The following is a 14,967-nucleotide window of genomic DNA, read 5'->3' on the forward strand; positions in this document are numbered from 1 at the left end:
TCATCCTTCTTTACGTCCATGATCACTCGGCGTCTTGTCGCCGGTCACTTCGCGGTACCACAACTGATGGTGCTTGCGTGCCCAGGCGCGGCTGACCCAGCCATGCAGCATGGCGCCGATCGAGCCCTTGATCCAGATACCGGCGTAGATGTGCACGATGATGCTGAGTATCAGCACGAAGCCCGCCAGCGCATGGGCCAACGACGCCAGGCGGATCGAACCGATGTCGAAGAAATGGCTGAAATACGCGCGCCAGATCACCAGGCCGCTGAGCAGCAACACCAGCATGCACACCAACAGCGTCCAGAACAGCAGCTTCTGGCCAGCGTTGTACTTGCCGATCGGCGGCACACCCTCCTCTTTGTTGAGCATCACCCGGTCGATGCGGCGCAGCCACAGGCGGTCGTTGGCAGTGATGAAGTTGGCGCGCCAGAAACGCACCACCAGGAACAGAAAGAACACGAACATGGCCACCCCGATGAAGGGGTGCAAGATCCGTGTCCACGGCCCCCCGCCGAACAGATGGCTGAGCCAGAACAGCGCCGGATGGAACAGCGCCAGCCCGGAAAGCCCGGCCAGCACGAACAGGAGGGCGACGATCCAGTGGTTGGTGCGCTCGTTGGCGTTGTAGCGCAATATGGGTTTTTCGTCGTTCATGGCCGCTGCTCCCCTTGCCCACCGGGCTGCTTCGGATCATAGACATGCACCGCGGGGTCCACCTGGTGCACGCTGTCATCAGGTGGCGCGGGGTTGGGGTGTTCGTCCTCCTCGACCCGCTGCGGGCCAACCCGCACATAGTGGAAGAACCCGGCCAGCACCGCTGCGCCCATCGCCAGCAGCGCTAGGGGCTTGGTGATGCCCTTCCACAAGCCTACCAGTGGGCTGATCACCGGCTGGTCCGGCAGGCCGGCATACAGCCTGGGCGTATCGGCATGGTGCAATACATACATCACGTGCGTGCCGCCGACGCCGTCCGGGTCGTAGAGCCCGGCGTTGTCGTAGCCACGCGATTTGAGGTCGACGATGCGTTCGGCAGCATGCACCTTCATTTCGTCCTTGCTGCCGAAGACGATCGCGCCGGTCGGGCAGGTTTTCACGCAGGCAGGCTCCAGGCCCACGCTCACGCGGTCGGAACACAGCGAGCACTTGTAGGCCTTGTGGTCTTTCTGCGAGATGCGCGGAATGTTGAACGGGCAGCCAGTGATGCAATAGCCACAGCCGATGCAGTGGTCCTGATTGAAATCGACGATGCCGTTGGCGTGCTTGATGATCGCTCCCGGGCTGGGGCAGGCCTTCAGGCAACCTGGCTCGGCGCAGTGCATGCAGCCGTCCTTGCGGATCAGCCACTCCAGGTTGCCATCGTCGCGCTCGTGTTCGGTGAAGCGCATCAGGGTCCAGGTCTCGGCCGTCAGGTCCTGGGGGTTGTCGTAGGTGCCGTGGTTATGGCCCACCTCGTCACGCAGCTCGTTCCACTCCGAACACGCCACCTGGCACGCTTTGCAGCCGATGCATTTGGTGGTGTCGATCAGCTTGGCGACTTCCTGTTGCTGGCGTACCGAAGGGGGGACGGTGGTGGTGGCCGAGCGGGCAATGATGTCTTGGCTGGCCATCAGATTTTCTCCACTTTGACGAGGAACGACTTGGACTCCGGCGTCTGCGTGTTGCCGTCACCAAGGAAGGGCACCAAGGTGTTGGTCAGGTAACCGTGCCGCGTCGCGCCGGTGAAGCCCCAGTGCAAGGGGATGCCGACCTGGTGCACGGTCTGGTTGTTGACCTGCAGCGGGCGAATCCGCTTGGTCACCACCGCCACCGCTTCGATATGCCCGCGCTTGCTCGACACCCGCACGCGGTCCCCTGCCTTGATGCCCTTCTCGTTGGCCAGCACCTCACCGATCTCGACGAACTGCTCGGGCTGGGCAATGGCGTTGAGCCGGCAGTGTTTGCTCCAGAAGTGGAAGTGCTCGGTCAAACGGTAGGTCGTTGCCGCATAGGGGAATTCGTCGTGCTTGCCGAGGGTGTCCCACACCGAATCGAAGATCCGCCCGGCCGGGTTGCTGGTGGCCTTGTTGTTCTTCGGGTGCAGTGGGTTGATGCCGATCGGCGTCTCGAACGGCTCATAGTGCTCGGGGAATGGCCCTTCGGCCATCTTGTCGATGGCAAAGAACCGTGCGACGCCCTCGGGGTTCATGATGAACGGGTTCATGCCCGCTTCCGGTGGCGAATCGACCTTGAAGTCGGGCACGTCGGTGCCGGTCCAGGCCTTGCCGTTCCACCATACCAGGCGCTTTTTCTCCGGGTCCCATGGCTTGCCTTGCAGGTCGCTGGAGGCACGGTTGTACAAGATGCGGCGGTTGGCCGGCCAGGCCCAGGCCCAGTTCTGCGCCTGATGCATGCCGTACGGGTCACTGTTGTCACGCCGGGCCATCTGGTTGCCCTGCTCGGTCCAGCAGCCGGCGAAGATCCAGCAGCCGGACGCTGTGCTGCCGTCGTCCTTGAGCTGGCCGAAGCCTGCCAACTGTTGCCCGGCCTTGATCAGCGTACCGGTCGGATCGGTCACATCAGTGACCGCCCAGCCGTTCATTTCCTTGGCCAGTTCCTCCGGTGACGGCTCGTGTGCCAGCTTGTAGGGCCAACTGATGTTGATGATCGGGTCAGGGTAAGTGCCGCCCTCGGTCTGGTAGCGCTGGCGCATGCGCAGGAACAACTCGCTCATGATCTGCACGTCGGTGCGGGTCTCGCCCGGGCCGTCGGCGCCCTTCCAGTGCCACTGCAGCCAGCGGCTGCTGTTGACCAGCGACCCATCTTCCTCGGCGAAACAGGTGGTGGGCAGGCGGATCACTTCGGTCTGGATATTGGCCGTGTCGACGTCATTGAAGGGCCCGGCATTACGCCAGAACTCCGAGGTCTCGGTGGCCAGCGGGTCCATGACCACCAGCCACTTGAGCTTGCCCAAGGCCGCGGTCACGCGGTTCTTGTCGGGCAATGCGGCGATAGGGTTGAAACCTTGGCAGATGTAACCGTTGACCTTGCCTTGGCCCATCATTTCGAACATGCGCAGCACGTCATAGGCCGGCACATCGAGCTTGGGCAACCAGTCGTAACCCCAGTTGTTGTCTGCCGTGGCATTGGCGCCATACCAGGCCTTCATCAGGCTGACATGGAACTTGCCGTAGTTCTGCCAATAGGACAGCTGCCCAGGGCGCAGCGGCTTGGAAGCCCGCTTGTCAATGTAGGCGGCATAGTCCTGCTCGGCATCGCCAGGCAGGCTCAAGTAGCCCGGTAGTGAGTTGGAGAGCAAGCCAAGGTCGGTCAACCCCTGGATGTTGGAATGCCCGCGCAAGGCATTGACCCCGCCACCCGGCATGCCGACGTTACCCAGCAGCAACTGGACCATGGCCGCACTGCGGATGATCTGAGCGCCGATCGAATGCTGCGTCCAGCCCAGTGCATAGAGAATCGTCATGGTCTTGCCCGGTACCGAGCAGGTGGCGATTTCTTCCCAGATCTTCATCATGGCGTCCTGCGGCATGCCACAGGTCATGCTCGCCAGTTCCGGGGTATAGCGGCTGTAATGCTGCTTCATCAACTGGAACACGCAACGCGGGTGCTGCAGGGTCGGGTCGACCTTGGCGAAACCGTCTTCGCCCAGTTCGTAACCCCAACCGGACTTGTCGGCATACACACGCTTGGCCGCGTCGTAGCCGCTGAACAGCCCGTCTTCGAAGCCATAGCTTTCTTTGACGATGAACGACACGTCGGTGTAGTTGCGCACGTACTCGTGCTGGATCTTGTCAGTGCTCAGCAGGTAATTGATCAGCCCGCCCATGAAGGCGATATCGCTGCCGGTACGAATCGGCGCGTAGTAGTCCGCCACCGAGGCGGTACGGGTAAACCGCGGGTCGACCACGATCAGCCGCGCCTTGTTGTGCGCCTTGGCCTCGGTCACCCACTTGAAGCCGCACGGGTGCGCTTCTGCTGCGTTGCCACCCATCACCAGGACCAGATTCGCGTTGGCGATATCTGACCAGTGGTTGGTCATGGCGCCACGGCCATACGTCGGGGCAAGACTTGCCACCGTCGGGCCATGTCAGACACGTGCCTGGTTATCGAACCCCAGCATGCCGGTTGCGCGGATGACCTTGTGGGTCAGGTAGCCGGCCTCGCTGGAGGCGGCGGAGGCAGCGAGAAAACCGGTGGTAACCCAGCGGTTGACGGTTTGCCCTTGGTCGTTCTTTTCGATGAAGTTGGCGTCGCGGTCCTGCTTCATCAGTTCGGCAACGCGGTCGAGTGCCTCGTCCCAGCTCACCCGCACCCACTCCTTGCTACCCGCCTTGCGCACTTCGGGGTACTTGAGGCGGCTCTCACTGTGGATGAAGTCCAGCAGACCGGCGCCTTTCGGGCACAGGGTGCCGCGGTTGACCGGATGGTCGGCGTCGCCTTCGATATGGATGATGTTCTGTTTGACGTTCTTGCCCGCATCGCCCTGGCTGTAAAGGATCAGGCCGCAGCCGACCGAGCAGTAGGGGCAGGTGTTGCGGGTTTCCTTGGTGTGCGCCAGCTTGAAGTGGCGCACCTGCTCGGCGAAGGCCGGCGTCGGGGCCATGCCCAACGCCGCCAGGCTCGAGCCTCCAAGGCCGACAGCGGCGACCTTGAAGAATTGCCGACGGTTGAGGTCCATCGTGCACTCCTGATCAGGTTTCGGGCGCTCGGGGCTTTGCCGACGCCTCGGGTCATCACGGTAGCGGCAAAGTGATGCCGCCAACCGTTAAGACTAGCCAAGAATGCCAAAAGTGCGATTGACCGTAATCAGCAAGGCGGCAGATTGCGCGCCACATTCAAGGCCGCACTGCTCTGCGCCACCGGCATGATTTCGAGGGTGTTGATGTTCACGTGGGGCGGCTGCTCAGCGATCCACGCAACCGTGGCGGCAATGTCTTCGGGCAGGATCGCCTGCACGTCACGGTACAAGGCATCCACCGCATTGAGGTCGCCGTTCAGGCGCACCACGGAAAAATCGGTCCCGGAACACAGCCCTGGCTCGATGTTGCTGACCCGCACGCGGGTCCCTGCCAGATCGGCGCGCAGGTTCAGGCTGAACTGCCGCACGAACGCCTTGCTCGCACCATAGACGTTGCCGCCCGGGTAGGGATAGGTGCCGGCAATCGAACCGATGTTGATGATCATGCCGCTGTCGGCCTGCACCATCTGCGGCAGTACCGCATGGGTGACCATGGCCAGCCCGGTAATGTTGGTGTCGATCATGCGCTGCCAGTTCTCGGCGCTGCAGGCCTGGGCCCGCTCGATACCCAGCGCCAATCCTGCGTTGTTGACCAGCACATCGATGCCCGGTGCAGCTTCGTTGATCTGCGCCACCGCTGCGCTGATCGACTGCCCATCAGTCACATCAAGCGCCAGTGGAATGAAGTTGTCGCCAAGCGCTTGCTCCAGCGCCTGCAGCTTTTCCATACGGCGGGCGCCCCCGATCACGCGGTAGCCCTTGGCAACCAGGGTGGCGCATATGGCCCGGCCAAAGCCTGAGGAGGCGCCGGTTACGAATGCAGTTTTCATCAGGTTTGTCTCCCAGAAGGTAATGTCAGACCAGGTATTTCACGCCAAGGCTGGTGAACAGGCACAACATCGAAAACACCAGCGCCTTGCGCACCACGTCGTTGCCTTTGCGCAGCGCCAGAGCACTGCCCATGTGATTGCCGAGGATGTTGCAAGCCACCAGGGGCAGCGCCAGCAGGTAGACCACCTTGCCGGCCATGATGAATGCGACCAGCGCACCGATGTTGGAGGCGAAGTTGAACGTCTTGGAGTTGGCCGAACTGGAAACCAGGTCCATACGCAGCAGGTAGTGGAAGGCGATGATGAACATGCTGCCCGTGCCTGGGCCGAAGAAGCCGTCGTAGAAGCCGATGGCCAGGCAGGTCAATGGCACGACGGTGTAGAGCATCCGCGTCGACAGCGCCCGCTCCTCTATCGGGCGGTCCTTGGGGGTGAGGAAGATCAGGATGCCGAAAGGGATCAACGCCAGAATGATCTTGCCCACGGTTTCCTGAGAGATCGACACGATCAGGTGCGCCCCCAGGTAGGCGCCGAGCAGTGAGAAAGGCACGCCGACCAGTGCCACCTGCCAGACCATCTTGCTGTTGGCCAGGAAGTTGCGGATGGCCGCCAGTGTGCCCAGCGTACTGACCAGTTTCTCCTGCCCCAACGCTACCTGAGGCGGCATGCCCACCAGCAGAAACCCTGGTACCAGAAACAACCCGCCGCCCCCGGCAATGCTGTCCACGAAGCCCGCGACAAAGGCAATGGCGCCCAGCAGCAGGATCGCCAGCAGCCAGTGTTCCGCCCAGTAAGCGCCTAACAGTTCCATAGCAGTAATTCCGTCGATGAATGAAGAGAAATCAGGAGAGCACTTCGTACAGGTGGTCGGCCCGGGCGAAGCGCACCCGGTTCAGGTCGTTGACCGCGAACACCCGCAGCAGCCAACGGTCAGCGCCGTCGTTCTGGGGTTCGAAACCATCGCGGGCATGCAGCACACGCTGGTTCTTGAAGATCATGAAATCGCCTGGCAGCAGCAGGTGCGGCTCATCGAAACGCCGGGTCTCCAACAACCCGCGCAGGGTGGCCAGGGCCTGCTCGGCGCGCAGGTTCAGGCCGTGGGTGTTCTCGCTGTCGAAGCGGCACAACCACTCGCCTGAATGGCCACGCACCAGCACCGGCAGCTCGGCAGTGCAGCGGCGGTTACCGGTGAACGAGTCAGGGCGGCGGATTTCAAATTGCGCGTCGCAAAGTTCGCGCACGGTCGCCAAGGGTAGCGCTGCGATCACGGCATCAAGGTTGACCAAGGTGGTGCTGATACGGGGGTCGCAGCGCATGCCGAAGAACGACAGGTATTCCGGGCAGCAGGACACGGTCCCCAGCGGCTCGGAAGACAATGGCAGGTCGGGATTGTCGACATGGTAGGAAAACCGCAGCCGCGAGCCATGCGAGCTCTTGTGACTGGAGGAGGTACGGGCCGGGATTACGTGGCGAAACAGCCGACCGTCATTTTCACCCTCGTAGACAACCGGGTGAATACCCATCAGGTGCTGCATGGTCAGGCTGACCAGGCAGGCAATTGGCGTGCTGCGTGGGCTGAGCACACCGGAATAAGGGGTAGGCGGTACATCGCGATCGCGTGGGCAGTTGCGCACGATCATGCTGGTCAGTTGCGGATCTTCAACGAAACCCCGTATCTGCTGGCACAGCGCTTTGCCCAATACCTCTTGCGCCTGCTCCTTGAGTTGCGGGTAAAGCTCTTTGCTGGTTTCGAAGTCGAGCGGGGTGTTGTTGAGCAAGGTTTGCCAGGCGCTGGAGACAACCCAGGGCAGGCGGATTTCCAGTGACGTCTGAGGCTCGGCTGCTTGTTGCAGGTGTGCGCTTTCCATTTCGGGTGCTATTCCATTGACCATTCGGTGTCGTGCCAAGCCGGGCAGAGGCGGCAGTCTTTGTTTTTTTTGAATCCGTTCACAGCTGGGCGATGTGAAAGGGCGATACCGCTCCAGGCATCGCCGCATTGCATCGACTCAATCATTGTAATTACAAAAATAGAATCGATTCAATTTATTTCATTGGCCGATTGCCATCATGATTGAGTCGATCTAATCAACTCATTGATTTCAAAAGATTTCTTCGTAGCACCCATTGATCACACCCACGCCAGTGCTCAAGCGGGGCCTGGTGGACCGACCGAGACGACCCTCGAAGTCATATCAATAGAGGCAATTTACAGCGTAAAAACCCGATTACTCCGATCCTGACTTTCGTGCTAGGCTTCCGCGCTCTTGCAGATTCTGGTGCCATTTCCATGTGGGTTCCTCACTACAGCGACCTGGCGCAGCCGGTCTACCTGATGATTGCCGATGCGCTTGAGCAGGACATAGGCAACGGCTGGCTGTCGCCGGGCGACCGCCTGCCAACACTCAAGGACCTCGCCGAGGCACTGCACGTGACCCCTGGCACCATTGGCCGAGCCTATGACGAAGCGGCCAAGCGGGGCCTGGTGGTGGGTGAGGTTGGTCGCGGGACTTTCGTCCTGCAGCAACGGCCGGCGCCTGCCCCCACCGCCACCTCGCGGCCCGCACCGTTCAAGCAGGAAAGCGGCCAGATCGACCTGTCGATCATCAAGCCCAACGATGCGCACATGGCCGACTGGCTGCGCGGAGCAATCACCGAGCTGGCGGCATCCCCCGACCTGGACCAGGTGCTCGACTACGTTACCGACGGTGGCCATGCAACGCACAAGCAGGCTGGCGCCACATGGATCCAGCGCTGGTTGCCCGAAGCTCGCCCGCAACAGGTGGTGCTGACCTCCGGCGCCCAGCACGGCCTGTTGGTGGCCATCAGCAGCCTGTCAAAAAGCGATGATGTGATCCTGTGCGAGTCGCTTTGCTACCCCGGCATCATTTCCCTGGCCCACAGCATGGGCCGCCGCTTGCGCGGGGTCGCCATGGACGAGCACGGCCTGATTCCCGAGGCTTTGCGGGCTGCCTGCCTGGAGCACCGCCCTTCGCTGCTGGTATGTGTGACCACCCACCAGAACCCCACCAACTCGGTGATGCCGCACGCGCGTCGCGAGGCTATCGCCCAGATTGCCCGCGAATTCGACCTGTTCATCGTGGATGACGATATCTACGGTTTCCTCGAGCCGGCACCTGACTACAAACCCTTGGCCGCCTACGCACCTGAGCGCTCGGTGTACCTGACCAGCCTGTCCAAGAGCGTGCTGCCGGCCCTGCGTATCGGCTACCTCTACGCGCCGCCACAAACGCTTTCACGGTTGTCGTCGATGGTGCGCAGCAGCGTCTGGATGCCGTCCCCGCTGATGGCCCAGTTGGCCAGCAACCTGATCAACAGCGGTATGGCTGAACAACTGGTGCGAGTGCAGCAGGAAGAAGCCGCCGCACGCCAGTTGATGGCGCTGGAAATCCTCGGCAGGTACAAGGTGCGCAGCCAGCCGAACAGTTTTCATATCTGGCTGGAACTGCCGGAGCCATGGACCAGCGATGAGTTCGCCAACCTGGCGCGCAACAATGGGGTAACCGTGGTCAGCGGCAGCCAGTTCCAGCCTGAGCGCAGCCCAGCCAGCAGTGGCGTGCGCATCGCCCTGATGACGCCAAGCCGTGCCGAGTTGAGTTTCGCCTTGACCAAACTCGCAAGCTTACTGGACTCCTCCGAACCGCGGCTTTTCTACTAGAGAAACACCAGGCGCGGTTCAGCGGATCAACCGCCCCAGCCCCTCCAGCAAGCGCTGCAAGGCGCCCTGATTGGCCTGCATCACCGCCCTGCCCGCCTCACCCATGCGCCGGGCATCCTGCGGCAGCTCGATCAACTGCCGCACGACCACCGCCAACCCTTGGGCATCGTCCACCTGCTGCAGCGCCCCGGCATCACGCAACATCGCGCTGATTTCGAGGAAGTTGAACACATGCGGCCCCATGATCACTGGCAGCGCCAGCGCTGCCGGCTCCAGTGGGTTGTGGCCGCCAGTGGCGACCAAGCTGCCACCGACGAAAGCGATGTCGGCCAATGCGTAGAGGAACAGCAGCTCGCCCATGGTATCGCCGAGCAACACGCGGGTCTGGGCATCGACCGCAGTCGCGGCAGAACGGCGAACGGTAGCGAACTGCGCGCTGCACAAGGCGTGCACTGCATCGAAACGCTCGGGGTGGCGCGGCACCAGGACCAGCAGCGCGTCGCCATGCACCTGCAGTAATTGTTGATGAGCCTGCAGGATCAGTGCGTCCTCACCCTCATGGGTACTGGCCGCAATCCACACCGGCCGCTCCCCCGCGCCCCACTGCTCACGCAGTGCCCTGGCACGCGGCAACAGCTGATCATCGACCTTCAGGTCGAACTTGATCGAACCGGTGACCTGCACGCACTCAGGGCGGGCACCCAAGTCGCGAAAGCGTTGCGCCTCGGTTTCGGTCTGCACCGCAATCAGGCTCATCTCGGCGAGCATCGGCCGGGTAAGCCTGGCAAACCGCGCATAGCCCCGGGCGGAACGCTCGGACAACCGGGCATTGGCCAGCGCGACCGGAATGCCCCGCTTGGCACATTGGTGAATATGGTTGGGCCATAGCTCGGTTTCCATGATGATGCCCAGCTGCGGGCGCACATGGTCGAGAAAACGCCCCGCCGCCCACGGCAGGTCATAAGGCAGGTAGCAATGCTGGATGCGTGGTTCATCGGCGAAGAGCGCGCGAATGCGCTCGGAGCCGGTGGGGGTCATGCAGGTGAGGGTGACCGGCAGGTCCGGGTAAGCCTTGAGCAACGCGCGCACCATAGGCGCGGCGGCAATGCTTTCACCGACCGAAACGGCATGAACCCAGATGCCACCCTGGCGCATCGCCGGCAGGTTGCGGGCGAAGCGTTCGCCGATACGCTGGCGGTAGGCCGGAGCCTTGCGTGCACGCAGGTAAAGGCGCAGCGCGACCAGCGGCAGGCCCAGGTGGAACAACAGGGTATAGAGAGTTCTGTTCATGGCGGCGAAGTTTACCCGATCGCGCGCAAGTGCACCGCAAAGCGCTCGGCCAGCCACTGCGCGGCGGGCCCCAGTGGTTCGTCACGGCGCCAGGCCAGTTCGACGACCAAGGCCGGTGGCCGCCATTCGCTGGCGAGCTCGACCATATGCGCCTGGTAGGTCGGGTATTGCACCACATGGCGCGGCAGCCACGCCCAGCCCAGCCCTCGCATCAGCAGCTCGGCCATGGCGTAGAAGCTGTCGGCGCGCCATACCTGCGGGCTGATCGCTTCGCCGCCGGGGTAGCCACTTTGCTGTGGGGTGATCAGCAACTGGCGGTAACGTGCCAGCTGCTGGCGTGTCACGCGGCGTTCCCGCGCCAATGGATGGTCCACCGCGCACACCGTGACCATCTCCACGCTGCCCAGTGCACGTCGCTCCAGTGAGACAGGCATGCTTTCATGGTGGAAAAACAAACCCAGGTCTGCACGCCGCTCCACCAGCTTGCGCGCCACATCACCTTGGGCACCGCTGGCCAGTTGAACTTCCAGAAAAGGGTAATGGCTGGCCAGTTCGTCGAGGCTGTCGATCACCGGTTGATACGGCATGGCTTCATCCTGCGCCACCCGCAGCAACGCTTCCTGGCCACGCATCAGGGCCAGGGCCCGGCCATCGAGCCGTTCGCACTGGCGCAGCAGTTCGCGGGCATCCTCCAGCAGCGCAGTGCCGTTTTCGGTCAGCCTGGGCTGGCGGCCGCTGCTGCGCTCGAACAACGTGACGCCCAGGTCCGCTTCGAGCATGGCAATGGCAGTGCTGACGGCGGATTGCGCTTTGCCCTGCTCGCGGGCAACGGCAGAAAAGGAGCGCAGTTCGACGACACGCGCAAAGGTTCGCAACTGCTCAAGGTTCCACTGCTCGGCCATCAACCTATCTCCTGGGGTGATAGGTAATGACTTTACCGCATCCTGGGACCCTCTAGAATGCCGGACCAGAACCGGAGGATCGAACCATGAACGCCTACACCTACCTCGCCATCGCTATCGTTGCCGAAGTCATCGCCACAGCCTCCATGAAGGCAGTGAAAGGCCTGAGCACGCCATTGCCACTGCTGCTGATGGTGGTCGGCTACGCAATCGCCTTCTGGATGCTGACCCTGGTGGTGCGCAGCATTCCGGTAGGCATCGCCTATGCGGTCTGGTCGGGGCTGGGGATCGTGCTGATCAGCGTGGCGGCGCTGGTGATCTATGGCCAGAAACTCGATGTGCCGGCGATGCTGGGGATGGCAATGATCGTCGGCGGCGTGGTGGTGATCCAGTTGTTTTCCAAGACTGCCGGGCATTGATGGGGCCGGTCGGCGATGAGCCAACCCAGGCATAGCCTGTATACTTGCCAGCTGTCCCAGAATTCGAGGTACCGCCATGCCATCTGCCATTTCCACTGACGTGCTCATCGTCGGCGCCGGGGTCGCAGGCCTGTGGCTCAACGCCCGCCTGCGCAGCCTGGGTTATTCGACAGTGCTGGTGGAGCGCGCCAGCCTTGGCGGCGAACAGACCATCAAATCCCAGGGCATCATCCATGGTGGCACCAAGTACGCCCTGCACGGTGCGTTGACGGGCGCCTCGGAGGCCATCGCCGACATGCCACGGCGCTGGCGCGAGGCCCTGGCCGGCAGCGGCGAACTGGACCTGAGCCGCACCCGCCTGCTTTCCGATGCCCACTACCTGTGGTCGCCGGGTACCCTGGCCGGCAACCTCACCAGCTTCTTCGCCAGCAAGGCCGTGCGCGGCCGGGTTGACCAGGTCAAGGGCGACCAGTTGCCCCCCGCACTGCAGGACCGCGCCTTCAAAGGCAAGGTGTATCGCCTGGCCGAACTGGTGGTCGACGTTCCCAGCCTGCTGGCCAACCTGGCTGAACTGGCAGGCGACTCCTTGCTCGCCGGTGAGCACATCGAACGCCTGCATGAAGGTGAAACACTGGCCGGCTTGCGCGTGGACGGCCGTGACATCCGCGCCCAGCGCATCGTGCTCAGCGCTGGTGCAGGCACCGAGGGGCTGCTGCACGCCTTGGGCCTTGAGCAACCGGCCATGCAGACACGGCCGCTGCATATGGTCATGGCCAAAGGCCCCAACCTCAAACCACTGTATGCCCACTGCCTGGGCGGCGGGCCCAAGCCGCGCGTCACCATCACCACCCACCCCGCGGCCGATGGCCAGTGGGTCTGGTACCTCGGCGGCGACCTGGCTGAAGCCGATGGCGTAGCCCGCGACACGGCGGCGCAGATTGCTGCAGCCCAGAAGGAGGTCAGCCAGCTCTTGCCATGGGTAGATCAAAGCCAGGTGCGCTGGGCCACCCTGCGCGTGGACCGCGCAGAACCTGCGCAATCGGGCCTGGTACGGCCTGACAACGCGTTCCTCGCCGACCAGCAACGGCTGATGGTCGGCTGGCCGACCAAGCTCGCCCTGGCCCCCGACTTCAGTGACCGCGTGCTGGCCAGCCTGCAGCGCGACGGCATCCGCCCCAGCGCCCAGGCCGAGCTCGCCGGGCTGCCACGCCCACCACTGGGCATCCCCGCCTGGGAGCGACTGCTGCCATGACCCTGCCAACCCTGCACGACTTCCACCGCCCGCTGGGCAGCACAGGCTTCAAGGTTTCCCCCCTGGGCCTGGGTACGGTCAAGCTTGGCCGCGACCAAGGCGTGAAGTACCCCACCGGGTTCACGATCCCCGGGGATGACGAAGCGCGCCTGCTGCTGGCCCAGGCCCGCGAGCTGGGTATCAACCTGATCGACACGGCTCCGGCCTACGGCCGCAGCGAAGAGCGCCTGGGGCCGCTGCTGCGCGGCCAGCGCGATGAATGGGTGATCGTCAGCAAGGTGGGCGAAGAGTTCGAAGGCGGCCAATCGCGTTTCGACTTCAGCGCAGCCCACACCCGCCTCTCAGTAGAGCGCAGCCTGCGCCGGCTGGAGACCGACCGCCTCGAACTGGTGCTGGTGCACTCCGATGGCAACGACCTGGAAATTCTCGAGCAGCAAGAGGTCTACCAGACCCTCGCCGCCCTCAAGCAGGAGGGCAAGATCCTCGGCTACGGCCTGTCGGGCAAGACCGTCGCCGGCGGGCTGAAGGCCCTCGAACAAGGCGACTGCGCCATGGTCACCTTCAACCTCAACGAGCAGGCAGAACGACCGGTACTGGACTACGCTGCCGAACACGGCAAAGCCATTCTGGTGAAGAAGGCCTTGGCCAGTGGGCATGTCTGCCTTGCACCCGGTGTCGACCCGGTACACGCCAGCTTCGAACTGTTGTTCGCCCACCCTGGCGTCAGCAGTGCTATCGTCGGCACTATCAACCCGTTGCACCTGGCCCACAACGTGGCCACCGTCGCCCGTATCCTGGGCCAGCATTGAGTTGTCCCCACCCCCGGGCCTGGACACTGACCCGACGCAAGGAGGAGCCTCGTGCCGCGTACGCTGATCCGCAAGAACCCGAGCAACTTCAAAACACTGCCACTGCATGTCGAAGCCACCCCCGAGAGCCTGGTTTACCAGAGCATCGGCATGCCGCTGAACTTCGCCCAGACGCAACAACGGCGTCGGGCCATCGAGCTGCCCGATAACCAGCGCTTCGTCGCAGAGCTTGCCAACCTCGGCGTTTCGGTACGCCTGACCCTGCACTGGCAGCACCGTGACTACTGGGTACTGGTGCGCCAGCGCCGCCAGGACCGGGGCGATGTGGTGCTTAAATTGATTTCAGGGTATGTCCCGGCTCAGGAGCTCAATCTGCCGCTGCACACTGCGGTCCAGGAAGTGGCGGAAGAGTGCCTGCTGGAAACACCGGAAGGCTGGCTGGGTGGTCGCTTCAACGACACCTGGCTACCTGCACCTTACGCTGCCGCGCTGCACTACCGGGAAGCGCTGCCGTTCGTGCTGACCCCCGAATCAGGTGCCGCCCGGTCGGTGTATTGCGGCAACCTGATGTTGTTGGAGCGCCCTCGGGCGTACGTGCACCTGCCTACGGCATCGCTGCAACTGATTTACGACATGCGCCTGCAAGTGCCCAAGGACGCGAAAAAGCTGAGCCTTTTCCACGTCGATGAACGCTTGGAGGGCGATCAGCTGGTCGCGCGGCTCAACCGTAAGCGGCCGGACTTGTACCTGATGCCGGTGCAGGATGGTCAGCCACTGGCCGAGCTGTATACCTTGAAGAAAGATGAACTGGTACCGGCCAGTACCCGCGGGCTTTACCTGGCGGAGAGCTTTGCCCAGCAGGACGGGTGGGTGGTCGCGGACGAGCGGATACGCTGGAAGGATTGGGTGAAGCAGCAGGGGCTGGTGGAGCGCAAAGCGGCGAAGGCGTCACACCTGCGCCGCTTTGGCGACAAGGCGCGGGCACTGCTGGAGCGCGCGCGCACCTCGCTGAACAAATGAGTATCCGGGGCCGCCGCGCGGCCCCGGGCAC

The 14,967-nt window shown here is 63.1% G+C and carries 13 protein-coding genes; 5 read left to right on the forward strand and 8 right to left on the reverse strand.

Annotated elements, in window-relative coordinates; genetic code table 11:
- The 6 genes from JNA92_RS06930 to JNA92_RS06955 form a co-directional block, all read right to left on the reverse strand.
- Entirely contained in the window at window positions 1-657 is a 657-nt protein-coding gene (locus tag JNA92_RS06930) for a formate dehydrogenase subunit gamma (RefSeq protein ID WP_241804004.1), read from the reverse strand.
- Window positions 654-1,610, reverse strand: coding sequence for a formate dehydrogenase subunit beta (gene fdxH / locus JNA92_RS06935; RefSeq protein WP_241804005.1), 957 nt, complete (start codon window positions 1,608-1,610; stop codon window positions 654-656). Before fdxH ends, JNA92_RS06930 begins: the two co-directional genes overlap by 4 nt.
- Window positions 1,610-4,678, reverse strand: coding sequence for a formate dehydrogenase-N subunit alpha (fdnG, locus tag JNA92_RS06940; protein WP_241804006.1), 3,069 nt, complete (start codon window positions 4,676-4,678; stop codon window positions 1,610-1,612). Before fdnG ends, fdxH begins: the two co-directional genes overlap by 1 nt.
- 128 nt (window positions 4,679-4,806) lie before the next feature.
- Complete coding sequence (locus tag JNA92_RS06945; RefSeq protein WP_241804007.1) at window positions 4,807-5,568, reverse strand: SDR family NAD(P)-dependent oxidoreductase; 762 nt, start codon at window positions 5,566-5,568, stop codon at window positions 4,807-4,809.
- A 25-nt stretch (window positions 5,569-5,593) separates the two neighbouring features.
- Window positions 5,594-6,379: a sulfite exporter TauE/SafE family protein gene (locus JNA92_RS06950; protein ID WP_241804008.1), complete on the reverse strand. Its 786-nt coding sequence runs from the start codon at window positions 6,377-6,379 to the stop codon at window positions 5,594-5,596.
- Between the two features lie 31 nt (window positions 6,380-6,410).
- Window positions 6,411-7,436, reverse strand: coding sequence for a TauD/TfdA family dioxygenase (locus JNA92_RS06955; RefSeq protein ID WP_241804009.1), 1,026 nt, complete (start codon window positions 7,434-7,436; stop codon window positions 6,411-6,413).
- A 419-nt stretch (window positions 7,437-7,855) separates the two neighbouring features.
- On the opposite strand from JNA92_RS06955, the gene JNA92_RS06960 reads away from it, so the two are divergent.
- Entirely contained in the window at window positions 7,856-9,244 is a 1,389-nt protein-coding gene (locus JNA92_RS06960) for a PLP-dependent aminotransferase family protein (RefSeq protein ID WP_241804010.1), read from the forward strand.
- An 18-nt stretch (window positions 9,245-9,262) separates the two neighbouring features.
- Here the strand turns inward: JNA92_RS06960 and waaA are convergent, their stop codons facing one another.
- Both waaA and JNA92_RS06970 read right to left on the reverse strand, forming a co-directional pair.
- A complete protein-coding gene (waaA, locus tag JNA92_RS06965; RefSeq protein ID WP_241804011.1) occupies window positions 9,263-10,534 on the reverse strand; it encodes a lipid IV(A) 3-deoxy-D-manno-octulosonic acid transferase in 1,272 nt (423 codons plus the stop codon).
- An 11-nt stretch (window positions 10,535-10,545) separates the two neighbouring features.
- The gene (locus JNA92_RS06970) at window positions 10,546-11,436 is read right to left on the reverse strand and encodes a LysR family transcriptional regulator (protein WP_241804012.1); all 891 of its coding nucleotides are present in this window, start codon (window positions 11,434-11,436) and stop codon (window positions 10,546-10,548) included.
- 86 nt (window positions 11,437-11,522) lie between these two features.
- On the opposite strand from JNA92_RS06970, the gene JNA92_RS06975 reads away from it, so the two are divergent.
- The 4 genes from JNA92_RS06975 to JNA92_RS06990 all read left to right on the forward strand — a co-directional run bounded on the left by JNA92_RS06975 (window position 11,523) and on the right by JNA92_RS06990 (window position 14,936).
- Window positions 11,523-11,855: a DMT family transporter gene (locus tag JNA92_RS06975; protein WP_241804013.1), complete on the forward strand. Its 333-nt coding sequence runs from the start codon at window positions 11,523-11,525 to the stop codon at window positions 11,853-11,855.
- A 76-nt stretch (window positions 11,856-11,931) separates the two neighbouring features.
- Window positions 11,932-13,107: an NAD(P)/FAD-dependent oxidoreductase gene (locus tag JNA92_RS06980; protein ID WP_241804014.1), complete on the forward strand. Its 1,176-nt coding sequence runs from the start codon at window positions 11,932-11,934 to the stop codon at window positions 13,105-13,107.
- On the forward strand, window positions 13,104-13,916 hold the full coding sequence (locus tag JNA92_RS06985) for an aldo/keto reductase (RefSeq protein WP_241804015.1): 813 nt from the start codon (window positions 13,104-13,106) through the stop codon (window positions 13,914-13,916). The genes JNA92_RS06980 and JNA92_RS06985 overlap by 4 nt, the downstream gene beginning before the upstream one ends.
- A 51-nt stretch (window positions 13,917-13,967) precedes the next feature.
- Complete coding sequence (locus JNA92_RS06990) at window positions 13,968-14,936, forward strand: metal ABC transporter ATPase (RefSeq protein ID WP_241804016.1); 969 nt, start codon at window positions 13,968-13,970, stop codon at window positions 14,934-14,936.
- The last annotated feature ends 31 nt before the right edge of the window (window positions 14,937-14,967 follow it).

This window comes from Pseudomonas putida (assembly GCF_022627325.1).
Taxonomy (GTDB): Bacteria; Pseudomonadota; Gammaproteobacteria; order Pseudomonadales; family Pseudomonadaceae; genus Aquipseudomonas; species Aquipseudomonas putida_X.

Bases quoted from the DNA above. Each gene is read 5' to 3' on its own strand.
- JNA92_RS06930 (WP_241804004.1), bottom strand. From the start codon at position 657: ATGAACGACGAAAAACCCATATTGCGCTACAACGCCAACGAGCGCACC.
- fdxH (WP_241804005.1), bottom strand. From the start codon at position 1,610: ATGGCCAGCCAAGACATCATTGCCCGCTCGGCCACCACCACCGTCCCC.
- JNA92_RS06945 (WP_241804007.1), bottom strand. From the start codon at position 5,568: ATGAAAACTGCATTCGTAACCGGCGCCTCCTCAGGCTTTGGCCGGGCC.
- JNA92_RS06950 (WP_241804008.1), bottom strand. From the start codon at position 6,379: ATGGAACTGTTAGGCGCTTACTGGGCGGAACACTGGCTGCTGGCGATC.
- JNA92_RS06955 (WP_241804009.1), bottom strand. From the start codon at position 7,436: ATGGAAAGCGCACACCTGCAACAAGCAGCCGAGCCTCAGACGTCACTG.
- JNA92_RS06960 (WP_241804010.1), top strand. From the start codon at position 7,856: ATGTGGGTTCCTCACTACAGCGACCTGGCGCAGCCGGTCTACCTGATG.
- waaA (WP_241804011.1), bottom strand. From the start codon at position 10,534: ATGAACAGAACTCTCTATACCCTGTTGTTCCACCTGGGCCTGCCGCTG.
- JNA92_RS06970 (WP_241804012.1), bottom strand. From the start codon at position 11,436: ATGGCCGAGCAGTGGAACCTTGAGCAGTTGCGAACCTTTGCGCGTGTC.
- JNA92_RS06975 (WP_241804013.1), top strand. From the start codon at position 11,523: ATGAACGCCTACACCTACCTCGCCATCGCTATCGTTGCCGAAGTCATC.
- JNA92_RS06980 (WP_241804014.1), top strand. From the start codon at position 11,932: ATGCCATCTGCCATTTCCACTGACGTGCTCATCGTCGGCGCCGGGGTC.
- JNA92_RS06985 (WP_241804015.1), top strand. From the start codon at position 13,104: ATGACCCTGCCAACCCTGCACGACTTCCACCGCCCGCTGGGCAGCACA.